Annotated in this window: 22 protein-coding genes; 11 read left to right on the plus strand and 11 right to left on the minus strand. The window is 60.1% G+C overall.

Features of this window, described 5'->3' with window-relative positions; genetic code table 11:
• Nucleotides 1-34: 34 nt before the first annotated feature.
• Both M0746_RS18160 and M0746_RS18165 read right to left on the minus strand, forming a co-directional pair.
• Complete coding sequence (locus M0746_RS18160) at nucleotides 35-628, minus strand: tRNA-uridine aminocarboxypropyltransferase (RefSeq protein WP_258450116.1); 594 nt, start codon at nucleotides 626-628, stop codon at nucleotides 35-37.
• Nucleotides 629-634: 6 nt separating this feature from the next.
• Nucleotides 635-1,528: a LysR family transcriptional regulator gene (locus tag M0746_RS18165; RefSeq protein WP_090282283.1), complete on the minus strand. Its 894-nt coding sequence runs from the start codon at nucleotides 1,526-1,528 to the stop codon at nucleotides 635-637.
• Nucleotides 1,529-1,821: 293 nt separating this feature from the next.
• Here M0746_RS18165 and speB point away from each other — a divergent pair, with 293 nt between their 5' ends.
• From speB to M0746_RS18185, 4 genes are all read left to right on the plus strand, one after another.
• The gene (speB, locus tag M0746_RS18170) at nucleotides 1,822-2,772 is read left to right on the plus strand and encodes an agmatinase (RefSeq protein WP_003222717.1); all 951 of its coding nucleotides are present in this window, start codon (nucleotides 1,822-1,824) and stop codon (nucleotides 2,770-2,772) included.
• A 10-nt stretch (nucleotides 2,773-2,782) separates the two neighbouring features.
• Nucleotides 2,783-3,205: a YybH family protein gene (locus tag M0746_RS18175; protein ID WP_258450117.1), complete on the plus strand. Its 423-nt coding sequence runs from the start codon at nucleotides 2,783-2,785 to the stop codon at nucleotides 3,203-3,205.
• A gap of 51 nt (nucleotides 3,206-3,256) precedes the next feature.
• Nucleotides 3,257-4,768, plus strand: coding sequence for a purine-cytosine permease family protein (locus M0746_RS18180; protein WP_258450118.1), 1,512 nt, complete (start codon nucleotides 3,257-3,259; stop codon nucleotides 4,766-4,768).
• A 162-nt stretch (nucleotides 4,769-4,930) separates the two neighbouring features.
• Nucleotides 4,931-6,310, plus strand: a complete 1,380-nt coding sequence (locus M0746_RS18185; protein WP_208938299.1) for a sodium:solute symporter — start codon at nucleotides 4,931-4,933, stop codon at nucleotides 6,308-6,310.
• Between the two features lie 169 nt (nucleotides 6,311-6,479).
• Here the strand turns inward: M0746_RS18185 and M0746_RS18190 are convergent, their stop codons facing one another.
• Nucleotides 6,480-6,608 (minus strand): PA1414 family protein, encoded by a 129-nt coding sequence (locus M0746_RS18190; protein WP_003198971.1) that lies wholly within the window; start codon nucleotides 6,606-6,608, stop codon nucleotides 6,480-6,482.
• A 142-nt stretch (nucleotides 6,609-6,750) separates the two neighbouring features.
• Nucleotides 6,751-7,644: a putrescine utilization regulator PtrR gene (ptrR, locus tag M0746_RS18195; RefSeq protein WP_258450119.1), complete on the minus strand. Its 894-nt coding sequence runs from the start codon at nucleotides 7,642-7,644 to the stop codon at nucleotides 6,751-6,753.
• 104 nt (nucleotides 7,645-7,748) lie between these two features.
• On the opposite strand from ptrR, the gene M0746_RS18200 reads away from it, so the two are divergent.
• Nucleotides 7,749-8,930 (plus strand): MFS transporter, encoded by a 1,182-nt coding sequence (locus M0746_RS18200; protein WP_258450120.1) that lies wholly within the window; start codon nucleotides 7,749-7,751, stop codon nucleotides 8,928-8,930.
• Here M0746_RS18200 and M0746_RS18205 read toward each other — a convergent pair.
• The 3 genes from M0746_RS18205 to M0746_RS18215 all read right to left on the minus strand — a co-directional run bounded on the left by M0746_RS18205 (nucleotide 8,875) and on the right by M0746_RS18215 (nucleotide 11,270).
• A complete protein-coding gene (locus tag M0746_RS18205; RefSeq protein WP_258450121.1) occupies nucleotides 8,875-9,807 on the minus strand; it encodes a DMT family transporter in 933 nt (310 codons plus the stop codon). The genes M0746_RS18200 and M0746_RS18205 overlap by 56 nt on opposite strands.
• Nucleotides 9,808-9,984: 177 nt before the next feature.
• The gene (locus M0746_RS18210; RefSeq protein WP_258450122.1) at nucleotides 9,985-10,389 is read right to left on the minus strand and encodes a DUF2177 family protein; all 405 of its coding nucleotides are present in this window, start codon (nucleotides 10,387-10,389) and stop codon (nucleotides 9,985-9,987) included.
• Between the two features lie 44 nt (nucleotides 10,390-10,433).
• Complete coding sequence (locus M0746_RS18215; protein ID WP_258450123.1) at nucleotides 10,434-11,270, minus strand: CvfB family protein; 837 nt, start codon at nucleotides 11,268-11,270, stop codon at nucleotides 10,434-10,436.
• 340 nt (nucleotides 11,271-11,610) lie between these two features.
• Here M0746_RS18215 and M0746_RS18220 point away from each other — a divergent pair, with 340 nt between their 5' ends.
• The 3 genes from M0746_RS18220 (at nucleotide 11,611) to M0746_RS18230 (ending at nucleotide 13,667) form a co-directional block, all read left to right on the plus strand.
• Nucleotides 11,611-11,799 (plus strand): hypothetical protein, encoded by a 189-nt coding sequence (locus M0746_RS18220; protein ID WP_016985943.1) that lies wholly within the window; start codon nucleotides 11,611-11,613, stop codon nucleotides 11,797-11,799.
• Nucleotides 11,800-12,003: 204 nt separating this feature from the next.
• The gene (locus M0746_RS18225) at nucleotides 12,004-12,720 is read left to right on the plus strand and encodes a TorF family putative porin (RefSeq protein WP_208938304.1); all 717 of its coding nucleotides are present in this window, start codon (nucleotides 12,004-12,006) and stop codon (nucleotides 12,718-12,720) included.
• 77 nt (nucleotides 12,721-12,797) lie between these two features.
• Nucleotides 12,798-13,667 (plus strand): DUF6279 family lipoprotein, encoded by an 870-nt coding sequence (locus tag M0746_RS18230; protein WP_258450124.1) that lies wholly within the window; start codon nucleotides 12,798-12,800, stop codon nucleotides 13,665-13,667.
• Nucleotides 13,668-13,788: 121 nt separating this feature from the next.
• Here the strand turns inward: M0746_RS18230 and M0746_RS18235 are convergent, their stop codons facing one another.
• The gene (locus M0746_RS18235; RefSeq protein WP_258450125.1) at nucleotides 13,789-14,181 is read right to left on the minus strand and encodes a transcriptional regulator; all 393 of its coding nucleotides are present in this window, start codon (nucleotides 14,179-14,181) and stop codon (nucleotides 13,789-13,791) included.
• Between the two features lie 174 nt (nucleotides 14,182-14,355).
• On the opposite strand from M0746_RS18235, the gene M0746_RS18240 reads away from it, so the two are divergent.
• Both M0746_RS18240 and M0746_RS18245 read left to right on the plus strand, forming a co-directional pair.
• Nucleotides 14,356-15,090 carry a DUF899 domain-containing protein gene (locus M0746_RS18240; protein WP_258450126.1) on the plus strand — a complete coding sequence of 245 codons (735 nt, stop codon included), beginning with the start codon at nucleotides 14,356-14,358 and terminating at the stop codon, nucleotides 15,088-15,090.
• A 76-nt stretch (nucleotides 15,091-15,166) separates the two neighbouring features.
• Nucleotides 15,167-15,442 carry a hypothetical protein gene (locus M0746_RS18245; RefSeq protein ID WP_258450127.1) on the plus strand — a complete coding sequence of 92 codons (276 nt, stop codon included), beginning with the start codon at nucleotides 15,167-15,169 and terminating at the stop codon, nucleotides 15,440-15,442.
• Between the two features lie 49 nt (nucleotides 15,443-15,491).
• On the opposite strand, the gene M0746_RS18250 is transcribed toward M0746_RS18245, so the two are convergent.
• Entirely contained in the window at nucleotides 15,492-16,832 is a 1,341-nt protein-coding gene (locus tag M0746_RS18250; protein ID WP_203421146.1) for a DEAD/DEAH box helicase, read from the minus strand.
• A gap of 191 nt (nucleotides 16,833-17,023) precedes the next feature.
• On the opposite strand from M0746_RS18250, the gene M0746_RS18255 reads away from it, so the two are divergent.
• Nucleotides 17,024-18,322: a mechanosensitive ion channel family protein gene (locus M0746_RS18255; protein WP_208938309.1), complete on the plus strand. Its 1,299-nt coding sequence runs from the start codon at nucleotides 17,024-17,026 to the stop codon at nucleotides 18,320-18,322.
• A 106-nt stretch (nucleotides 18,323-18,428) separates the two neighbouring features.
• Here the strand turns inward: M0746_RS18255 and M0746_RS18260 are convergent, their stop codons facing one another.
• Both M0746_RS18260 and M0746_RS18265 read right to left on the minus strand, forming a co-directional pair.
• Nucleotides 18,429-19,286 (minus strand): carboxylate/amino acid/amine transporter, encoded by an 858-nt coding sequence (locus M0746_RS18260; RefSeq protein WP_258450128.1) that lies wholly within the window; start codon nucleotides 19,284-19,286, stop codon nucleotides 18,429-18,431.
• Between the two features lie 334 nt (nucleotides 19,287-19,620).
• Nucleotides 19,621-20,220 carry an FMN-dependent NADH-azoreductase gene (locus M0746_RS18265; protein WP_258450129.1) on the minus strand — a complete coding sequence of 200 codons (600 nt, stop codon included), beginning with the start codon at nucleotides 20,218-20,220 and terminating at the stop codon, nucleotides 19,621-19,623.
• Nucleotides 20,221-20,335: the final 115 nt, after the last annotated feature.

Consider the following 20,335-nt stretch of genomic DNA (forward strand, 5'->3'; position numbering starts at 1 on the left):
ACTGGATGCATTCCCACGCAGAGCGTGGGAACGATCAGCGGTTGTGATTACGCTGGAAGACCTCCTCCCCCATCGCCGCAATCTGCCCTTCGATCAACGCTTCGAACGGCTTGAGCAACGGCTCGAATGTCGCCGGCGCTTCAAGCGTTTGAAGCGCCTGCACAATGGCCTCGATAGTCGACAACGCCCCAGGCCCCGGTGCCTTGCGCAAGCGATAACGCGACACGCCGCCGTCAGCCAAAGTCACCCGTGGCAACGCGGCCAGCAACGGATTGAGGTGCAACATCTTGCGCGCCTTGCGCCAGGTACCATCGGGCACAACCAGCAACAACGGTTCGTCGGTCGGCGCATAAGCCTGCAGCGGCTGCGCATCCTCAGCCGGAAACAACAGCCGCGCCTGATAGCCCGGGCGGTTCAACAGCGTCGGCAAATCGTCGAACACTTCACCCACGATCAATTCGGCATTGCTCAGGCCCAGCGCCGCCAGCCGCGCGGTATTCAGCGCATGGTTGACCTCGCTCGGATGCTGCAACAGCAACACCCGCGTGCGGCTGTCGAGGTGTGGGATCAGCGGGCACAGACAGTGGGTTAGAGGGCGCAGGCAGCGCGGGCATTGAGGTCGGGACATGAAGGATTACGCCTGATTCAACTGGGCTTTGAGCAAATCGCGAAAGGTCTGGATCAGCGGCTCGCGACTGCGGCCGCGGCGCATGATCATCGAAAACGGCGCCTGATAACCGAAGGTGGCCGGCAGCAACACGCGCAAGTCGCCCTTGTCGGCCCAGGCCTGGGCGTAGTGCTCCGGCAAGTAACCGATGTAGGCGCCGGAGAGCACCAGAATCAGCTGCGCTTCCATGCTTTCCACGGTGGCGGCGCTGTGTTTGAAACCGTGCCGCGCCAGTTCCGCCTGACTCCAGTAACCACGCCCGACCATGCGCTGCTGAGTGATGACCTGTTCGGGAATGCGCCGCTCGTTGAACAGCGGGTGGCGACTGCTGCAATACAACCAGTGCTGCTCACGATACAGCGGCATGTAGACCAGCCCGCTCATGCGCGTGGAAAACGCGCCGATGGCCAGGTCGAGGCGGTTGTCCTGCACGCCGAGTTGCAGTTCATAAGGGCTCATCACCGACAAGTGCAAATGCACCGCCGGGTGCTCTTGACTGTAGGCGCCGATGGCTTCGGCAAAGGGCAAGGCCTTGTCGCTGACGGTAGAGTCGATCACCCCGAGGTTGAGGGTGCCGCGCAGTTCACCTTTGAGCGCGGCGGCGTATTGCTCGAAGCCCTCGAGTTCACCGAGCAGGCGCAGGGTTTCCTGATGGAACAGCTCGCCCTTGCTGGTCAGGCTGAACCCGCCGCGCCCGCGATGGCACAGCACCAGGCCGAGCGCCGCTTCAAGCTGGCTCATGTAGGTGCTGATCGCCGAGGTCGACAGGTTGAGTTCCTGCTGCGCATTGGCAAAACCCTGATGACGCACGACGCTGACGAAGATGCGCAACAGTTTCAGGTCGGGTAAAGCGTTGGCCATTTCTGCTCCCAAGGATCGTTCCCAAGCTCTGCGTGGGAACGCAGCCTGTGACGCTCTGCGTCACCTGCGAGTACGGCTGGACGCGGAGCGTCCGTGGATGCATTCCCACGCGGAGCATGGGAACGAGCGCGGGTGGAAGTCTGGCATTAGTTTAGAAAAACCTGAACTAAGTTTTTGCCCGTAGCGATTCTTCCCCGCCACTGCATTTCGCATCATCGCCCCCACAGCGGCGTCCGAACCCGTATTCATCGGCGCGCCGACATAAATAAAACAAAGACGATGAGGCCCTACCCGTGGACAAGATTCTTCACCAACCACTGGGCGGCAACGAAATGCCGCGCTTCGGCGGCATCGCCACCATGCTCCGACTCCCCCATGTACCGACCGCTGCCGGTCTCGACGCTGCCTTCGTTGGCGTGCCGCTGGACATCGGCACTTCGCTGCGCCCCGGCACTCGCTTCGGGCCGCGCGACATCCGCACCGAATCGGTGATGATCCGCCCGTACAACATGGCCACCGGCGCCGCGCCGTTCGATTCGCTGTCGGTTGCCGACATCGGTGACGTGGCGATCAACACCTTCAACCTGCTCGACGCCGTGCGCATCATCGAAGAAGCCTACGACAACATCCTCGAGCACAACGTCATCCCGATGACCCTGGGTGGCGACCACACCATCACCCTGCCGATCCTGCGTGCGATTCACAAGAAGCACGGCAAGGTCGGCCTCGTGCATATCGATGCCCACGCCGATGTCAACGATCACATGTTCGGCGAGAAGATCGCCCACGGCACCACCTTCCGCCGCGCCGTTGAAGAAGGCCTGCTGGACTGCGACCGCGTCGTGCAGATCGGTTTGCGCGCGCAGGGTTACACCGCTGATGACTTCAACTGGAGCCGCGATCAGGGTTTCCGCGTGGTGCAGGCTGAAGAGTGCTGGCACAAGTCGCTGGCGCCGTTGATGGCCGAAGTGCGCGAGAAAGTCGGCGGTGGTCCGGTGTACCTGAGCTTCGATATCGATGGCATCGACCCGGCCTGGGCGCCTGGCACCGGCACCCCGGAAATCGGCGGTCTGACGACCATTCAGGCAATTGAAATCGTCCGTGGCTGCCAGGGCCTCGACCTGATCGGTTGCGATCTGGTAGAAGTCTCGCCCGCTTATGACACCACCGGCAATACCTCGCTGCTGGCCGCCAACCTGCTGTACGAAATGCTCTGCGTACTGCCTGGCGTGGTCCATCGCTGAGGGTAGGGTCATGAACGAATGCGATCAGGTTCTGCACGCGGCCGCCGAATTGGTCGCCGCGTTTGCCCGCAATGACCGCGAAGCCTACTTCGGTGCGTTCAGCGCCGATGCGAGTTTCGTTTTTTACACCCTCGAACAGCCACTGCTGTCGCGCGATGCTTATCAGGCGTTGTGGGACCGCTGGCGCAGCGAGGATGGCTTCGGGGTGCTGTCGTGCACCTCGAGCAACGCCTTCGTCAGCCTGCAGGGTGACGTGGCGATTTTCATTCATGACGTGGCCACCGAGCTGCGCATGCAAGGGGAGCAACACTTCAGCCAGGAGCGCGAGACGATTGTTTTCCGCAAACAAGCGTCGAGCCTAGAACAACAAGGCCTATGGCTGGCCTGTCACGAACATTTGTCCGCAATGCCGGAAGGGCTGCCATCCCCTTAGCCAATGGTGACGCTCACGCACGATGAGCGCGCCTGATGATCGGAGCAGATCATGAATAACAACAACAACGAAAAAAGCCTTAGCAGCATCGAAACCAACGGGGTCGAACAGATCCCGGACAACGAACGCACCGCCCGACCCAGCGACCTGTTTCGCTTGATCTTCGGCGGCGCCAATACTTTTGCCACCGCAGTGCTGGGCAGTTTTCCGGTGCTGTTCGGTCTGTCGTTTCAGGCCGGTGTCTGGGCGATTGTCCTGGGGGTGGTGGTCGGCGCGCTGATTCTGGCGCCGATGGGCCTGTTCGGCCCGCTCAACGGCACCAACAACGCCGTGTCTTCCGGTGCGCACTTCGGTGTGCACGGGCGGATCGTCGGTTCCTTTCTGTCATTGCTGACCGCAATCGCGTTCTTCTCACTGTCGGTGTGGAGTTCGGGTGACGCGCTGGTCGGCGGCGCCAAACGCTTGCTCGATCTGCCGGAAACCGACCTGACCCTGGGCCTCGCCTATGGTCTGTTCGCGCTGCTGGTGCTGACCGTGTGCATCTACGGCTTCCGCTTTATGTTGTGGGTCAACCGCATCGCGGTGTGGGCCGCGAGCCTGTTGTTCCTGCTCGGCATCTTTGCCTTTGCGCCGGCCTTCGACAGCCAGTACGCCGGCAGCGTCGCGCTCGGCCAGGCCGGTTTCTGGGCGGCGTTCATTGGCGCGGCGCTGGTGGCGATGAGCAATCCGATTTCCTTCGGTGCGTTTCTCGGCGACTGGTCGCGCTACATCCCGCGGGCGACGCCGAAAGGCCAGATCATGCTGGCGGTGATCGCGGCGCAACTCGCGACGTTGATTCCGTTCCTGTTCGGCCTCGCCACCGCGACCATCGTGGCGATCAAGGCACCCGACTACATCGCTGCGAACAACTATGTCGGCGGTCTGCTGGCGGTGTCGCCGAGCTGGTTCTTTCTGCCGGTATGCCTGATCGCGGTGATCGGCGGCATGTCCACCGGCACCACCTCGCTGTATGGCACCGGACTGGACATGTCCAGCGTGTTCCCGCGCGTATTGTCGCGGGTCAAGGCGACGCTGCTGATTGGCGTGCTGTCGATTGCCTTCATCTTCATCGGCCGTTTTGCCGCCAATCTGGTGCAGAGCGTGTCGACCTTCGCCGTGCTGATCATCACCTGCACCACGCCATGGATGGTGATCATGATCATCGGCCTGGTGGTGCGTCGCGGCTTCTACTGCCCGGATGACCTGCAGGTGTTCACCCGTGGCGAACAGGGCGGGCGCTACTGGTTCAGCCACGGCTGGAACTGGCGCGGTCTGGGCGCATGGATTCCGAGCGCGGCGGTTGGCCTGTGCTTCGTCAATCTGCCGGGGCAGTTCGTCGGCCCGCTCGGTGAACTGGCCGGCGGCATCGACATCAGCCTGCCGGTGACCCTGGGCCTGGCGTCGGTGGTGTATCTGACGCTGCTACGCCTGTTCCCCGAACCTCGGGAGGTGTTTGGGCCAACGGATGTGCGCAGTCAAAGCAACGATGCCCCGGCTAAACCCGCCATGCGCCAGGCCGCCTGAATAAACGCAAAACCTGTGGGAGCGAGCCTGCTCGCGAAAGCAATCTGTCAGTCACATCTTTATTGAATGTGCGTGCGACTTCGCGAGCAGGCTCGCTCCCACAGGAAGCCCTGCTGACCCCAATTGATTCACCATAAAAAAGACAATCGGAGACTCGCCATCATGGCTTTGGATTTATTCGTCGTACTCCTCTACGCCGCCGCGATGCTGATACTCGGCTACTACGGCATGCGCAAGGCCAAGACCCACGAGGATTACCTGGTCGCCGGGCGTAACCTGGGGCCGTCGCTGTACATGGGCACCATGGCCGCGACCGTGCTGGGTGGCGCGTCCACCGTCGGCACCGTGCGGCTGGGTTACGTGCATGGCATTTCCGGGTTCTGGCTGTGCGCAGCATTGGGTTGCGGGATCGTCGCGCTGAACCTGTTCCTCGCCAAACCACTGCTCAAGCTCAAGGTGTTCACCGTCACTCAGGTGCTGGAAAAGCGCTACAACCCGATGGCCCGCACCGCCAGCGCAACCATCATGCTCGCTTACGCGCTGATGATCGGCGTGACCTCGATTCTGGCGATCGGCACCGTGTTGCAAGTGTTGTTCGGCCTGCCGTTCTGGATATCGGTGTTGCTGGGCGGCGGGATCGTGGTGATCTACTCGACGATTGGCGGCATGTGGTCGCTGACCCTGACCGACATCGTTCAGTTCGGCATCCAGACCGTCGGCCTGATGTTCCTGCTGCTGCCGATCTGCCTGTACCGCGTCGGTGGCTGGGATCAACTGGTCGCGCAACTACCAGCGGCCAGCTTCAACTTCACCAGCATCGGCTGGGACACGATCATCACCTACTTCATGATCTACTTCTTCGGCATCCTCATCGGTCAGGACATCTGGCAGCGGGTGTTCACTGCCAAAAGCGAGAAGGTCGCCAGGTACGCCGGCACCTCGGCCGGGATCTACTGCATCGTCTACGGCCTGGTCTGCGCGCTGATCGGCATGGCCGCGCATGTGCTGATTCCCGATCTGGACAACGTCAACAACGCCTTCGCCGCCATCGTCAAAGTCTCGCTGCCGGACGGCATTCGTGGTCTTGTGATCGCTGCTGCACTGGCGGCAATGATGTCCACCGCCAGCGCCGGTTTGCTCGCCGCCTCCACCACGTTGACTGAAGACCTGCTGCCGAAACTGCGTGGCGGCAAACAGTCGAACGTCGCCGTCAGCCGCCTGTTCACCTTGTTGACCGGGGTGGCGGTGCTGGGCATCGCTCTGGTAGTCAACGACGTGATCAGTGCCTTGACTCTGGCTTACAACCTGCTGGTCGGCGGCATGCTGATTCCGCTGATGGGCGCGATTTTCTGGAAACGCGCGACCACCGCCGGGGCGATCAGCGCCATGACGCTGGGCTTCATTACTGCGCTGGTGTTCATGGTCAAGGACGGTATGGACGCGAACACGCCGATCTATTACAGCCTCGGCGTCAGCCTGGTGAGCTTCGTGCTGGTCAGCCTGTTTTCGCCGCGTCCGGCGGCTGTGGCGCCTGCGATCTGAGCGTGATGTAACGATTTGATGTTTTCTTCGACGGGTGTGGCGTCGGTTGCCACCCCCGTTTTTTTACGTCTGCAGAAAGCAAAAAATCGCAGCCTCCGGTCGCGCCTGCCGGTTATTGGCAGGTGCGGCCGAAGACTGCGATTTCTCTGAATCTGGAACCCTGAGGGCGTTAACGCCGACGTGGCTGGCGGCGGCGCTGCTCGTCATCGGTGCGAATCGGCACAGGTTGCATTGGCGGTTCGATCAACCCGAGCGCAACACCCAAATCGTGCAGCCAGTTTTGAATTTTCTCTTTCATCGTTGTGCCCCCTTCAGGGTGGTGCTGAGCGGCCGGAATTCTGAGGTCGCTTCGCACTGATAATAGTCCGAAGTCCTACGCAATGCTCGGGCAAATCCGCAATGATCTGTTACTGAATTGATCAGAATCTGTTGCTATTGGTTCAGGCTGTTTCGCGCGTTTGCGCCACAGCCGCGGGATAGACCGCTTGCTGCACGTCGATCCAGGCATTCAGATTGGCTCCGACCATGCCTTTACGCCACATGAGCCACGTTGTCGCACCCACGAATGGCTCGGCCAGCGGATGCACGGCCACGCGCTCGCGCCCCGGTAGACTGGCGAGCATCGACTCGGCCATCAGCGCGACGCCGCTGCCGGCAATCACACAGGCGAGCATGCCCTGATACGACTCGATCTCCATTGGCCGACCCATCGCGGCGTGGTAATGGGCGAACCAGGCTTCCAGGCGCATGCGGTACGAGCAGCCCTGGCGAAAGGTGAACACCGCACGCCCGGCGACATCCAGGGCGGTGCGCACCGGCGGATGTTCGGGTTCGGTAATCAACACCAGACGCTCGTCGCACAACGGCACGCCGTCGAGCCCGGCCAGCTCGAGCGGGCCGTCGACCAGTGCAGCGTCGAGGCGCCCGGTGAGCAAACCTTCCAGCAACTCGCCGCTCGGCGCCGCCTGCACTTGCAGATTCACCGCCGGATATTGCTGGTGATAGCGCGCCAGCAATTCCGGCAGATGAATCGCCGCCGTGCTGTACATCGTACCGAGCACAAAATCCCCGGCCGGTTGCCTGCCCATCACCGCCGCGCTGGCCTGATCGCGCAACGCGAAAGGCTTGCCGGTGTAGTCCAGCAGGACTTTTCCCGCAGGCGACAACTGCAAACGCTGACGCTCACGCACGAACAATTCGACGCCCAATTGCTCTTCGAGCTGTTTAAGCCGGGTCGACAGGTTCGACGGCACCCGATGCAAGCGCTCGGCGGCGCGGGTGATCGAACCTTCCTCGGCGACGGCCTGAAAGATCCGCAGTTGACTGAATTCCACAGCCCTTCTCCAGAACAGAACAAGTTACTCACTATTATTCAATTTTAAAGAAAGTCAATCAGTCCTAGCCTGACGGTCATTGCTCTCTCGACGGAAGCCCGACCATGTCGCCTCTGATTCGCTTATCCGCCTGCTTCGTTGCCCTGATGATGGCCATGGGCATCGGTCGATTTGCCCTCACCCCGCAAATGCCACACCTGCTCAGCGAAGACCAGATCGACCTGACGGGCGCCGGCCTGATCGCTGCGGCCAATTACCTGGGTTATCTGCTCGGCGCGGTGGATGCGATGTTCGCGCACCGCCCGTCGCAAGTGCAGCGGCGCCTGCACGGTGGCTTGTGGCTGTGCGTGGTGCTGACGCTGGCGTCGTTCTGGGCGGACGGCTTCTGGTCGCACTTGCTGTTGCGCTTCGGCACCGGGGTGGCGAGCGCCTGGGTGCTGGTGATGATCACCGCGTTGAGTCAGCCGTTGGCTGCAGCGGCGGGTCGACCACGGCTGGGTGCGCTGGTATTTGCCGGACCGGGGCTGGGGATTTTTCTGACCGGCTTACTGGCCTTGGTCTCGCATGGATTGCAGCAGACGTCGGCGACGTTGTGGCTGATTTATGCCGGCGCCGCGCTGGTCATGATGTTGAGCGTCTGGCGCCTGTTGCCCACGCCAGTCACCACGGTTGCAGTGGCTGCGCCTGCGTCGAGCCCGGCGAATCGCGGCATCGGACGTCTGGCGCTGGTTTATGCGCTGTACGGGATTGGCTACATCATCCCGGCGACGTTCCTCTCACAGATGGCCAACGCACAATTCAACGGGCAATGGCAGGCCGATCTGTTCTGGCCGTGCTTCGGTCTGGCGGCAGCGCTGGGGGTGTTGCTGGTCAGCCTGCGTCGTCACGATCCGCAGACCACGCGGCACTGGTTGATGGCGACGTTGTGGCTGCAAGCGGGCGGAGTGTTCGCTTGCCTGTTGGGCAGCGGCGTCGGTCTCGGCCTGGGCGTGATCCTGTGCGGCACGCCGTTTCTGGCGTGCATGCAACTGGTGATGCAGCGCTCAAGGGAATTGGCGCCTCACGCCACTCAGCGCAACGCCGGTTTGCTCACTGCCTGTTTCGCCGTCGGCCAGCTCAGCGGCCCGTTGTTGGCGGCGCTGAGCAGCCATTTCAGCGGTGGTCTGCAACCGGCGCTGGTGATCGCCGGCTGCGGCTTGCTGATCGCTGGCGGCCTGGCGATGCAGGTGTCTAGCGTTGGCCCAGCGCGCTGCGCAAACGCCGACGCAGCCACTGCTCGGCGCTGACGAAGGTGATGCCGAGCAATACCAGCACGGCGCCGATGATGAAATTCAGCGTCAGTTGTTCGCCCAACAGCAACACGCCAAAGGTCACCCCGAACAACGGCGTCATGAACGAAAACACCGCCAGGTTCGCCGCCAGATAGCGACGCAGCAGCCAGAACCACACCAGATAACTGAAGAACGATACGATCAATCCCTGAAACAGCACACTGGCGATTGCTACGGTGGTCAGGCTGACGTGGGTGATCTGGCCGCTGAACAGCGCAATCAGCAACAGACCCAGGAAGCCGACAATCAACTGATAAAAGAGCGTCAGCGTCACCGGCGCTTCCGACAGCCGCGAAGCGCGCACCACCACCGTGGTCGCGCCCCAGCAGGCCCCGGCCAGCACGCCAAACGCATCGCCAAGCAGCATGCGCTGATCGAGGTTGTCCCACGACACGCCGCCGGCGAAGGCAATCGCGATGCCGATAAAAGCGAGCAGAATCCCCAGCCATTGCAGAGGTCGCAGGCGCTCACTGGCCAACAGAAAGTGCACACCGAGCGCGGTGAAAATCGGCGCGGTATAGAGGAACACCGACATGTGTGCGGCGGTGGTCAACTGCAGACCTTCGGCGATAAACAGAAACTCGAGACCGAACAGCGCACCGGCCAGCAAGCCGCCGCGCCAGGTGCTACCGACCTGACCCCACCCACCCTTCCAGCAGATCAGCAAGCCAACCAGCAACGCGGAAATCCCCGAACGCGCCGCCGCCTGCATCACCGGGGCGATATCCGCCGCCGCCCACTTGATCAGCACTTGCTGTACACCCCAGATCAGGCACAGGCCGATCATCACTTGCAGGGCAAAGCTGTCGGCATTGCGCCGCTCGACACTCACCGCAACACCTCGAACACACACAACATGGGCAGGCCATCCAATGGTCAGAAAAAGAATCGGGGATTATTGATCAGGCGCGCGGAAAAAGGCGCCTGGAAAAGACATTAAGTGTTTCTGTGGCGTCAGCGGTGAATGGTTGTCGGCTGCTCTCGAAGAAGCCAGGCCAGACAACGAAATTCAATGATTTGCCCGTACAAGCCGGTTCACCGCTAAAAACCCCACCGCACACGCCACCGCCGTGGCAAACGTCCCCCACGCCCAGTCCATCAGACTCACCTGCACCGACCAGCCGCGCAACGTCGCCCAGTTGGTCAGATCGTACGTGCCATACGCCACCAGCCCGAGCAATGCGCCCATTTTCGCCGCGCGTTGCCAGGTCAGGGCTGGCACCACCACAAACACCACGCAACCAATAACGTACAGGCAATAAAAAACCGCTGCGGGGACCAGCAGCGGTTTATCGAGCATCAGCGGACCGAGCAGTTCACGGTAGGTCGGTGCCATCAACAGACCGAGCCAGACGCCGTCGAGCAACAGAAACGTCAGCAGCGTGGCGACGTAAGCGATCAGCGTCTTTTTCATCGAACCGTTCCCTGTGTGCCCATGGAGCATGGGCCATTCAGGGCTCAGGTTAGTTCAATGCGATCGGCGTGAATGACAATCTTGCCTTCCTTGTACAGCGAACCAATGGCCTTCTTGAAATTGCCCTTGCTCACGCCAAACAGGCTGCTGATCAGCGCCGGGTCGCTCTTGTCGCTGACCGCCAGCGTGCCACTGTTGTCGCGCAATTTGGCGAGAATCTTCGAACTCAGGCTGCTGGCCGCTTCCTGACCCACCGGTTGCAGGCTCAGGGCAATCTTGCCGTCGGCACGCACTTCCTTGATGTAGCCCTTTTCGAGCATGCCGGCGCGCATGAACTTGAAGATCTCGTTCTTGTGAATCAGACCCCAGTGCTTGTTGTTGATGATCGCCTTGAAACCCATGTCGGTGGCTTCAGCAACCAGCAGGTCGACTTCCTGGCCCGGGCTGTAGTTGGCCGGGGTCTTGTCGAGGTAGCGATCCAGGCGCGCCGTGGCAGTGATGCGGCGGGTGTGTTTGTCGAGATAGACGTGCACCACGCAGTATTCGCCAGCGGTCATCTGGCGTTTTTCTTCGGAGTACGGCAGCAGCAGATCCTTGGGCAGACCCCAGTCGAGGAACACACCGATGCTGTTGACCTCAACGACTTTCAGGCTGGCAAACTCGCTGACCTGGACTTTCGGTTTTTCTGTGGTCGCGAGCAGTTTGTCTTCGCTGTCCAGATAAACAAAAACATTGAGCCAGTCTTCATCTTCGCTGGGAATATCTTTGGGGATATAACGGTTGGGCAAAAGAATTTCGCCGTCGGCACCGCCATCCAGATATAAACCGAAGTTAGTGTGTTTAACCACTTGCAAACTGTTGTAACGCCCGACTAAAGCCATTTTCCAGAACCCTCATTGCGTGGGCGGCATTCTACCCGTTTTTGGCCTGAGCGTCGGGCGACAGATCGGCGCGCCGCGTTTAACCTGTGCAAGGCCTTGATCTAGCTGATTTGCGGACGGTCCACATGCCATTCGTCAGACCGACGACGCTACGCCCGAATGAATATTCAACGCCTGCGCCAGATAAATCTTCTTATTTAAAACAGCGGGTTAGACGCTTATTTCGGATATCGAAGCGATAATGCTGCAGCGCTGCGGTTGGTTATTCCGAAGGATATTTACCAAGCAATTGTCAAGTTATTCCTGTACGATGCCTGGCCGAGTTACTTTCTACAGGTTAATGGCCGCCATGCGTGTAAAAGCATCCACCAGCAAAGCAAAGCCAGCTCCAGCCGTTGAAACCAGCGAATCGATCAACGATCAGATCGCCGCGTTCCTCAAGTCTGGCGGCGAGATTCAGCAAATTGCCAAAGGCGTCAGTGGCCAGACATTCGGCCCGTCCAAGCAGATCAGCCTGGGCAAGAAGTAATACCCGGTTTTACACCCGTCCAGAGGCGCTTTGAGCTTCGAAGCGTCTGGACTGGCACCGCGCAATTCCTCTCCGCTTTAAACAAAAATCCCTGAAAATCGACGAACGGCCTTCAATGCCGAGCATTCGCCGGTATCCTTGCACGCGTCTAGATCAAGCGTTTCAGCAGGCACAGCCCTGCCCTCGCAGTTCATGGAGTGACGCATGCGCCCATCTTCCTGTTTATTGCTCGTCAGCCTTTGCGCCAGCGCGTCCGCGCCTGCGCAGGTGTTTCAGCGTGAACTGGGCGACTTCGACCTCAAGCTCGGCACCACCCCGAGCCGCAGCATGGCCCAAGGGCTGGTCAAACCGGCGGCGGTCGGCTCGTTCCACGGCGGCCTCGACCTGAGCCACGACAGCGGCCTGTACGTCGGCCAGTACGCGCCGAGCATGGGCCTGACGCCAGGCAAGGATCTGGAAATCGATTCCTACGTCGGCTTCAAACAGCCTTTCGATCAGGTCCTCGGCTACGAAGTCGGCATGATCCACTACAGCTATCCCAGCGTGGACACCCTCGACAGTCAGGAGCTGTTTGGCGGCCTGACCCTGCTTGGCAGCCGTTTCGGCGTAGCTTTGAGCAATGACCCGGATAAACAGAACAACACCCTGTTTGCCGACCTTGGCGGCAATCAGCCGTTCGGCATCGGCGTCAGCATGAAATACACCACGCACCAATTGAACACGCCGGTGGCGGTGGACGGCGGCTACGTCAGCAGTTTCACTGACTGGTCGGTGAAACTGTCGCGGCCGTTCATGGGCGTCGACCTCGACCTGATCTACAGCAATTCCAGCCTCAGCGGCGACGACTGCTCGGCCTATTCCGGGCACAACAGCCAGTGCGACGGCCTCGTCACCCTGAAAGCCGCACGCGCGTTCTATTGATCGGCTGAACTGCCGCGCGCATCCTGCATCACATAAGAATCAGATTTCCGACGCCAGGCTCTCGCAAGGATTTGCCCATGTCTCGCTGGTTCAAACACATCGCCGCATTATTGATCTTCACCCTCGCCCTCGGCGCCTGCAGCCGTGTCGGTCTCGCCTACCGCAACCTCGACGTGATCATCCCATGGACGCTGGGCGACTACCTGGACATGAACGGCGAGCAGAAAGACTGGTTCAACGAACGGCTCAAGGAGCACCTGAGCTGGCATTGCACCACGCAATTGCCGGGTTATCTGGATTGGCTTGATCGCCTGCAAAGCATGGTTGAAAGCAATCAGGTCACCGACGCCGCGTTGCAGCAACGCACCGCCGAAGCGAAGCAGGCGATCGCCGAAACCGCACGAGAAATCACGCCGTCGGCCATCGAACTGCTGCAGGGTCTGGATGACAAACAGGTCGCCGAAATGAACGACGCCTTCGCCAAGGACCTGCGCAAACGCCAGAAGGAATACGTTGAGCCGCCTGTCGCGCAACAGATCAAGGAACGCGGCGAGCGCATGGAAAAACGCCTCGGCGACTGGCTCGGCCCACTCAGCGATAAGCAAAAACAACGGGTGGCGCAGTGGTCCGCAGCCTTGGGCGATCAGAACACCCAGTGGATCGCCAACCGCGCCCACTGGCAGCAGCAATTCAGCGCGGCCGTGGCGCAGCGCCAGAGCCCTGAGTTCGCGCAACGCATCGAGACCCTGCTGGTCAACCGTGAGCGTTTATGGACGGCGGATTATCGCAAGGCCTACGCCAACACCGAAGCCCAGGGCCGCGCGCTGGCGGTGGACCTGATGGCCGAAAGCACGCCGCAGCAGCGTGAACGCTTGTTGAAAAAGATCGAGGGCGTGCGCAAGGATTTCAATGACCTCAAGTGCCTGAAGGGCGCACAGAAATCCTGAGTAAACCGAGATCCCTTGTAGGAGTGAGCCTGCTCGCGATAGCGGTCGTTCAGTCACCAGTGATGTGACTGATAGACCGCTATCGCGAGCAGGCTCACTCCTACAGGTTCAGGTGTTGGCTTCAGGCAATTTGGGCCTTGGACGCGACTTCATCAAACGTCAGCTCATCCAGCGCGTCTTTCTGTTCATCCAGCACCTGACGCGGGTGGTCATTGCCGGGAATGCTGCTGTCGATCAGGCTCAGCAGGCTCGCACCGCGCGGGGTCAAGACGAAGTTTTCGCCGTTGCCGCCCTCGTGCTCTGGCCGTGGCTCGATGAAACCGCGTTCCAGCAGCAATTTCTCGTATTGGCACGCCTGCGTTTTCAAATGATCCAGATTTTTCACCGGCTCACCCGCCGCCGCCATATTCGCGGCGTGCTCCTCGGCATAGGGGCGCGGCGTGAAACTGTGCCCGGCGCTGTTCTGCACTTCATGCAGCAAGCGTTCAATCAAATCCCAGTCGTATTTGGTCATCCTAATTCAACCTCCGGTGCGCATCGGTAATGGTGCGTTCTTAGGTTGTGACCGGAGCGGCGCACAGCCGTTCAGCCGCGTTTGCGGCACTGACCGACCGGCGGTCTGTCGATTTGCCCGGCGGTTGAACGACTAGTCTGAAACAGCCGGTTCAACCCCGCAGGAGACATCGTCATGAACGTTGAAAACCATCCGGTGGTATCGCGCGAAGAATGGCTCGCCGCACGCCAGCAACACCTGGCCCACGAAAAAGCCTTCACCCGCGAGCGCGACCGCCTCAGCGCCGAGCGTCGCGCCCTGCCCTGGGTCAAGATCGACAAGGACTACCACTTTCAGGGCCCGAACGGCGAACTGAAGCTCACCGACCTGTTCGGCAAGCACAGCCAGTTGATCATCTACCACTTCATGTTCGCCAAGGACTGGCAGGAAGGTTGTCAGGGTTGCTCGTTCCTCAGCGACCACATCGACGGCGCCAACCAGCATCTGGCCCATCACGATGTGGCGGTGGTGGCCGTGTCTCACGCACCGTTCAGCGAGTTTCAGGATTTCAAAAAGCGCATGGGCTGGAAATTCGACTGGGTGTCGTCAGAGGGTTGCGACTTCAACTACGACTTCGGCGTCTGTGCACGCACGGCCGACGTCGCGGCAGGGACGGCTACCTACAATTACGAGAAGACCGACAGCGCCGAGGAAGAAATGCCCGGATTAAGCGTGTTTTATCGCGACGATCAAGGCGAGATTTTCCACACTTATTCAACCTATGCACGTGGCCTGGACATGCTGGTCGGCGCCTACCACTACCTTGACCTCACGCCCAAGGGCCGCAATGAAGACGAGATCATGGAATGGGTGCGGCATCATGATCGTTACGAAGGGGCTACCCGCTCCGGTTGCTGCCACGGCAGTTGAGACGAATTCATGAACTTTTCCCTGCTTCTCGCCCTCAACCGCGTAACCGCCTTAACCGGAACTGAGGCCTGCCCCGATGAAAACCCTGATCAAGCTCACCCTTGCCGCTACCCTCGCCTGCGCCCTGCCCGTCTGGGCCTGCACGCCGGAAGAGGCGACGATCAAACGTGAACAACTGGCGAAGGAAGTCTCGAAACTCACCGAGCAGAACCCTGAAAAAGCCAAAGAGATCAACGCCGAGCTGCAGAAAATGGATCTGGGCACGGCCAGCGCCAATCTGCCGGACAAGTGCCAGTTGATTGATAAACGCTTGCAGGAATTGGGGGCGGCGGAGAAAAAAGCCGACAGTTGAGGCGAAAAAAACCGGACAATGTCCGGTTTTTTTGTGCGTAGAGAAAGCGTTACTCAGCCGCAGGCTCTGCCGGCTTGCGGCGCTTGAGCGGGGCCATGCCGTCGCTGCTCACCAGCGAGTCCGGTTTTGGCCGGTTGGCGCTCTTGCGCTTGGTCGGTGTCTTGGCCGCGGTTTTCTTCTTGTCGCCCTTGGCGTCGGTCTTTTTCTTCTTCACGCCCACCGCTTTGCCCGAGGCCTTGACCTTCTTCGGCCCGCCGTAGGTGCCTTTGACTTCCTTGATGGTGCGGCGCTCGAAGCTCTGTTTCAGATAGCGCTCGATGCTCGACATCAGGTTCCAGTCGCCGTGGCAGATCAGCGAGATCGCCAGACCGTCGTTACCGGCACGGCCAGTACGACCGATGCGGTGCACGTATTCGTCGCCGCTGCGTGGCATGTCGAAGTTGATCACCAGATCCAGACCATCAACATCCAGACCACGGGCCGCCACATCGGTCGCGACCAGAATCTTCACGCCGCCCTGCTTCAGGCGATCGATCGCCAGTTTGCGATCCTTCTGGTCTTTCTCGCCGTGCAGCACGAACGCCTTGTATTCCTGCGCCACCAGGCGGCCGTAGATGCGGTCGGCCATGGCGCGGGTGTTGGTGAAGATAATCGCTTTCTGATAGGTCTCGTTGGCCAGCAGCCAGTTCACAATCTGCTCTTTGTGCTGATTGTGGTCGGCCGTGATGATCTGCTGACGGGTGGTCGAGTTCAGTTGGCTGACCGCGTTGAGCTGCAAGTGCTCAGGGTTGTTCAGCACCTTGCCGATCATCTCGCGCAGGCCGGAACCGCCGGTGGTGGCAGAGAACAGCATGGTCTGCTGACGGTTCGGGCATTCGTCGACCAGACGCTGCACGTCTTCGGCAAAACCCATGTCGAGCATGCGGTCGGCTTCGTCGAGTACCAGCACTTCTACTTCTTTCAGGTCGAGGTTACCGGCGTTGAGTTGCTCGATCATCCGGCCCGGAGTGCCGATGAGGATGTCCGGCACTTTGCGCAGCATCGCCGCCTGGACCTTGAAATCTTCGCCGCCGGTGATCAGGCCGGACTTGATGAAGGTGAACTGCGAGAAGCGTTCAACTTCCTTCAAGGTCTGCTGGGCCAGTTCGCGGGTCGGCAGCAGGATCAGCGTCTTGATGCTGACGCGAATCTTCGCCGGGCCGATCAGGCGATTGAGGATTGGCAGAACGAAAGCGGCGGTTTTGCCGCTACCGGTTTGCGCCGTCACCCGCAGATCACGCCCTTGGAGCGCCAGCGGAATGGCCGCGGCTTGCACAGGCGTTGGCTCGACAAATTTCAGCTCGGCCACAGCTTTAAGCAGGCGTTCGTGCAGGGCGAATTGGGAAAACACGGGTGCTACCTCGAAGATATGCAAAAAAACAGCTGCATAGGTTACCGGTTTCGAGCGCTCAGGCCGAGTTTCTTTATGCAAACGGGCGCAATCAGTGGTTTTTTTGTTGCCTGATTTGTCTCCAATCGTAATACGCAGCGTCTTAAATGCTCTAATCGTCCCTCGCGTCTTACAGAAGAACCGTTTCGCTTATGGATATCAAACAGCTCTGGCTCAAAGCTCAGGACCTCTGGGGCACCCTCGAACAGCACCCGCTGTTGCAATCAGGGCTGGCGCTGATGGTACTGCTGGTGGTCGCGCTCGTCCTCGGACGAGTGGCGCGCTATCTGATCCTGCACGCCAGCCGCATGCTCGGGCGTCAGCCGGCGCTGCACTGGATCAACGATTTTCGTCACAACAAGGTGTTTCAGCGGCTGGCGCAGATGACGCCGTCGCTGGTGATTCAGTTCGGCCTGCATCTGGTGCCCGAGCTGAGCAAAAACGCGATGAACTTCCTTGGCAACGTGGCGCTGGCGTTCACCATTCTGTTCCTGCTGCTGGCGGTCAGCGCCCTGCTCAACGCCCTGCTCGACATCTATGCGCGAACCGAACACGCGCGCACGCGCTCGATCAAGGGCTACGTGCAACTGGCGAAAATGGTGCTGTACGTGTTCGGCGCGATCATCATCGTCGCCACCCTGATCGACCGCTCGCCGCTGTTGCTGCTGTCCGGTCTGGGTGCCATGTCGGCGGTGATTCTGTTGGTCTACAAGGACACGCTGCTGTCATTCGTCGCCAGCGTGCAACTGACCAGCAACGACATGCTGCGCGTCGGCGACTGGATCGAAATGCCGCAGGTCGGCGCCGACGGCGATGTGGTCGATATCACCCTGCACACGGTCAAGGTGCAGAATTTCGATAAGACCATCGTTTCGATCCCGACCTGGCGGTTGATGTCCGAGTCATTCAAGAACTGGCGCGGCATGCAGCAATCCGGCGGACGACGGATCAAGCGCAGCCTGTTCATCGACGCCAGCGGCGTGCGCTTCATCCGTGACGATGAAGAAGAAAAGCTCTCGCAAGTGCACCTGCTGACCGACTACATGAGCCGCAAGAAAGCCGAGCTCAAAGCCTGGAACGAGGCGCAAGGCAACGTCGCGGCAATGTCGGCCAACCGCCGACGCATGACCAACATCGGCACCTTCCGTGCGTATGCGCTGGCGTACCTGAAGAGCCATCCGGAGATTCAGCCGAACATGACCTGCATGGTCCGGCAGATGCAGACCACCGCCCAAGGCATTCCGCTGGAGATCTACTGCTTCACCCGCACCACGGTCTGGGCCGATTACGAGCGGATTCAGGGGGATATTTTCGATTATCTGCTGGCGGTGTTGCCGGAGTTTGGCCTGAGCCTGTATCAGCAGCCGAGTGGTGGGGATTTGCGCTCGGGGTTGTTGCCGGCGGTATTGGGCGCTTCGAGCATTCCTGAACCTGAAAAGCATTTGATGTAACACCACCCATCGACTGTAGGAGCGAGCCTGCTCGCGATAGCGGTGTACCAGACAATTCAATGTTGCCTGACACACCGCTATCGCGAGCAGGCTCACTCCTACAAAGTCACGCGGTGCGCCTGATGCCCAACCGGCTGATCCACACGGCAGCGAGAATCACACCCCCGCCAAGGAACAACCGCCCGAGTTCCTCATGCTGATTCCAGATCAGCAGGTTCAGCAACAACCCCACCGGCACATGCAGATTGTTCATCACCGCCAGCGTGCCGCCGTTGACCATGCACGCGCCCTTGTTCCACCAGTACAGACCCAGCGCCGTCGACACCAGCCCCAGAAACAACAACACGCCCCACTGCAGCGGTGCTTCGGGCAGGAAATTGGCTTTGCCGAACAGCAGGAACGCCGGCAATACCACGGCCAGTGCGCCGAGGTAGAAATAACCGAAGCGCCGGTAATGCGGCAGATCGCTCGGGTGTTTCGCCACCAGATGCTTGTACAGCACCTGCCCCGCCGCGTAAGTGAAGTTGGCCAGTTGCAGCAGCAGGAAGCCCATGAAGAAGTCCGGGCTGATGCTGTCGAAACGAATCACCGCCGCCCCGCCTACCGCCACCAGTGCAGCGATCAGCGCCCAGGGGTTGAAGCGCCGGTTCAGCGCGTCTTCGATCAACGTCACATGCAGCGGCGTCAGAATGGTGAACAGCAAGACTTCCGGCACCGTCAATACGCGAAAGCTCAGGTACAGGCAGACGTAGGTCACGCCGAACTGCAGCGCGCCGATCAGTAGCATGCCGCGCATGACCCCAGGCTCGACCGAGCGCCAGCGCGTCAGCGGAATGAACACCAGGCCGGCGAGTACCACGCGCACCAGCACGGCAAAATAACTGTCGACATGCCCCGCCAGGTATTCGCCGATCAGACTGAAGGAAAACGCCTGGATCAGCGTCACAAAAAGTAGATAGCCCATGTTCGCCTCGAAAATCGAATGGCGGCGACGATAGCGGTTTTCGATTCTGCAACCAACACAAATCCCCTGTAGGAGTGAGCCTGCTCGCGATAGCGGTCGTTCAGACACATCTGTATTGGCTGTAACACCGTCATCGCGAGCAGGCTCACTCCTGCAAGGGGAATTGTATTGGCCGTCGAATTCCAGGCAAAAAAAAGCCCGATCTCGCTAAAGCGTTCAATCGGGCTACAGCACTCAGGAGCAAAAGTGCAAAGGGAGGTTCGTTGCGCGTAAAGCCTTGAAGGGGTTGCGCCAGGTCACTAGACCATCCAGCGATTATCTGGCGATTAACATATCAAGCGACCTGGGACAGTTTGGCGTTGGCCTGATTCAGGCCTTTTTCCTGGAAGTCGCCACCAAGGTTCATGCCTTCGGCGTGAATGAAGGTCACGTCGTGGATGCCGATGAAACCCATGACCTGACGCAGGTACGGTTCCTGATGATCCGCCGGGCCACCGGCATACACCCCGCCGCGCGCCGTCAGGACAAAGGCACGCTTGTCATTGAGCAGACCTTGCGGACCGGTTTCGGTGTACTTGAAGGTCACCCCGGCGCGCAGCACATGGTCCAGCCAGGCTTTGAGCGTGCTCGGAATGGCGAAGTTGTACATCGGCGCCGCCATTACCAGCACATCGGCCGCCAGCAACTCATCGGTCAGGGCGTTGGAGCGGTCCAGCGACGCTTGCTCGCCGGCATTGCGCTGTTCGGCCGGCTTCATCCAGCCGCCCAGCAGGTTGGCGTCCAGGTGCGGCACCGGGTTCACGGCGAGGTCACGCACGGTGATCTGATCGGCAGGGTGCGCGGCTTTCCACTGAGCGATGAAGGTCTGGGTCAGTTGACGGGAAACCGAGTCTTGCTGGCGGGCGCTGCTTTCGATGATCAGAACGCGGGACATGCTGTGTAGCCTCCATCCGAATATGTTGTAGGTCGATGGAGTGAAGGTTAAACAGGGTCGAATCGATTAAAAAGCGCAAATATCCGCTGTAACCGATCGATAAATTCGTTTATAA

It is taken from the genome of Pseudomonas sp. S11P7 (assembly GCF_023195435.1).
GTDB lineage: Bacteria > Pseudomonadota > Gammaproteobacteria > Pseudomonadales > Pseudomonadaceae > Aquipseudomonas > Aquipseudomonas fluorescens_G.

Excerpts from the sequence above, each read along its gene's own strand:
- M0746_RS18160 (WP_258450116.1), bottom strand. The coding sequence starts at position 628 with ATGTCCCGACCTCAATGCCCGCGCTGCCTGCGCCCTCTAACCCACTGT.
- M0746_RS18165 (WP_090282283.1), bottom strand. The coding sequence starts at position 1,528 with ATGGCCAACGCTTTACCCGACCTGAAACTGTTGCGCATCTTCGTCAGC.
- M0746_RS18175 (WP_258450117.1), top strand. The coding sequence starts at position 2,783 with ATGAACGAATGCGATCAGGTTCTGCACGCGGCCGCCGAATTGGTCGCC.
- M0746_RS18180 (WP_258450118.1), top strand. The coding sequence starts at position 3,257 with ATGAATAACAACAACAACGAAAAAAGCCTTAGCAGCATCGAAACCAAC.
- M0746_RS18185 (WP_208938299.1), top strand. The coding sequence starts at position 4,931 with ATGGCTTTGGATTTATTCGTCGTACTCCTCTACGCCGCCGCGATGCTG.
- M0746_RS18190 (WP_003198971.1), bottom strand. The coding sequence starts at position 6,608 with ATGAAAGAGAAAATTCAAAACTGGCTGCACGATTTGGGTGTTGCGCTC.
- M0746_RS18200 (WP_258450120.1), top strand. The coding sequence starts at position 7,749 with ATGTCGCCTCTGATTCGCTTATCCGCCTGCTTCGTTGCCCTGATGATG.
- M0746_RS18210 (WP_258450122.1), bottom strand. The coding sequence starts at position 10,389 with ATGAAAAAGACGCTGATCGCTTACGTCGCCACGCTGCTGACGTTTCTG.
- M0746_RS18215 (WP_258450123.1), bottom strand. The coding sequence starts at position 11,270 with ATGGCTTTAGTCGGGCGTTACAACAGTTTGCAAGTGGTTAAACACACT.
- M0746_RS18220 (WP_016985943.1), top strand. The coding sequence starts at position 11,611 with ATGGCCGCCATGCGTGTAAAAGCATCCACCAGCAAAGCAAAGCCAGCT.
- M0746_RS18225 (WP_208938304.1), top strand. The coding sequence starts at position 12,004 with ATGCGCCCATCTTCCTGTTTATTGCTCGTCAGCCTTTGCGCCAGCGCG.
- M0746_RS18230 (WP_258450124.1), top strand. The coding sequence starts at position 12,798 with ATGTCTCGCTGGTTCAAACACATCGCCGCATTATTGATCTTCACCCTC.
- M0746_RS18235 (WP_258450125.1), bottom strand. The coding sequence starts at position 14,181 with ATGACCAAATACGACTGGGATTTGATTGAACGCTTGCTGCATGAAGTG.
- M0746_RS18240 (WP_258450126.1), top strand. The coding sequence starts at position 14,356 with ATGAACGTTGAAAACCATCCGGTGGTATCGCGCGAAGAATGGCTCGCC.
- M0746_RS18245 (WP_258450127.1), top strand. The coding sequence starts at position 15,167 with ATGAAAACCCTGATCAAGCTCACCCTTGCCGCTACCCTCGCCTGCGCC.
- M0746_RS18255 (WP_208938309.1), top strand. The coding sequence starts at position 17,024 with ATGGATATCAAACAGCTCTGGCTCAAAGCTCAGGACCTCTGGGGCACC.
- M0746_RS18260 (WP_258450128.1), bottom strand. The coding sequence starts at position 19,286 with ATGGGCTATCTACTTTTTGTGACGCTGATCCAGGCGTTTTCCTTCAGT.
- M0746_RS18265 (WP_258450129.1), bottom strand. The coding sequence starts at position 20,220 with ATGTCCCGCGTTCTGATCATCGAAAGCAGCGCCCGCCAGCAAGACTCG.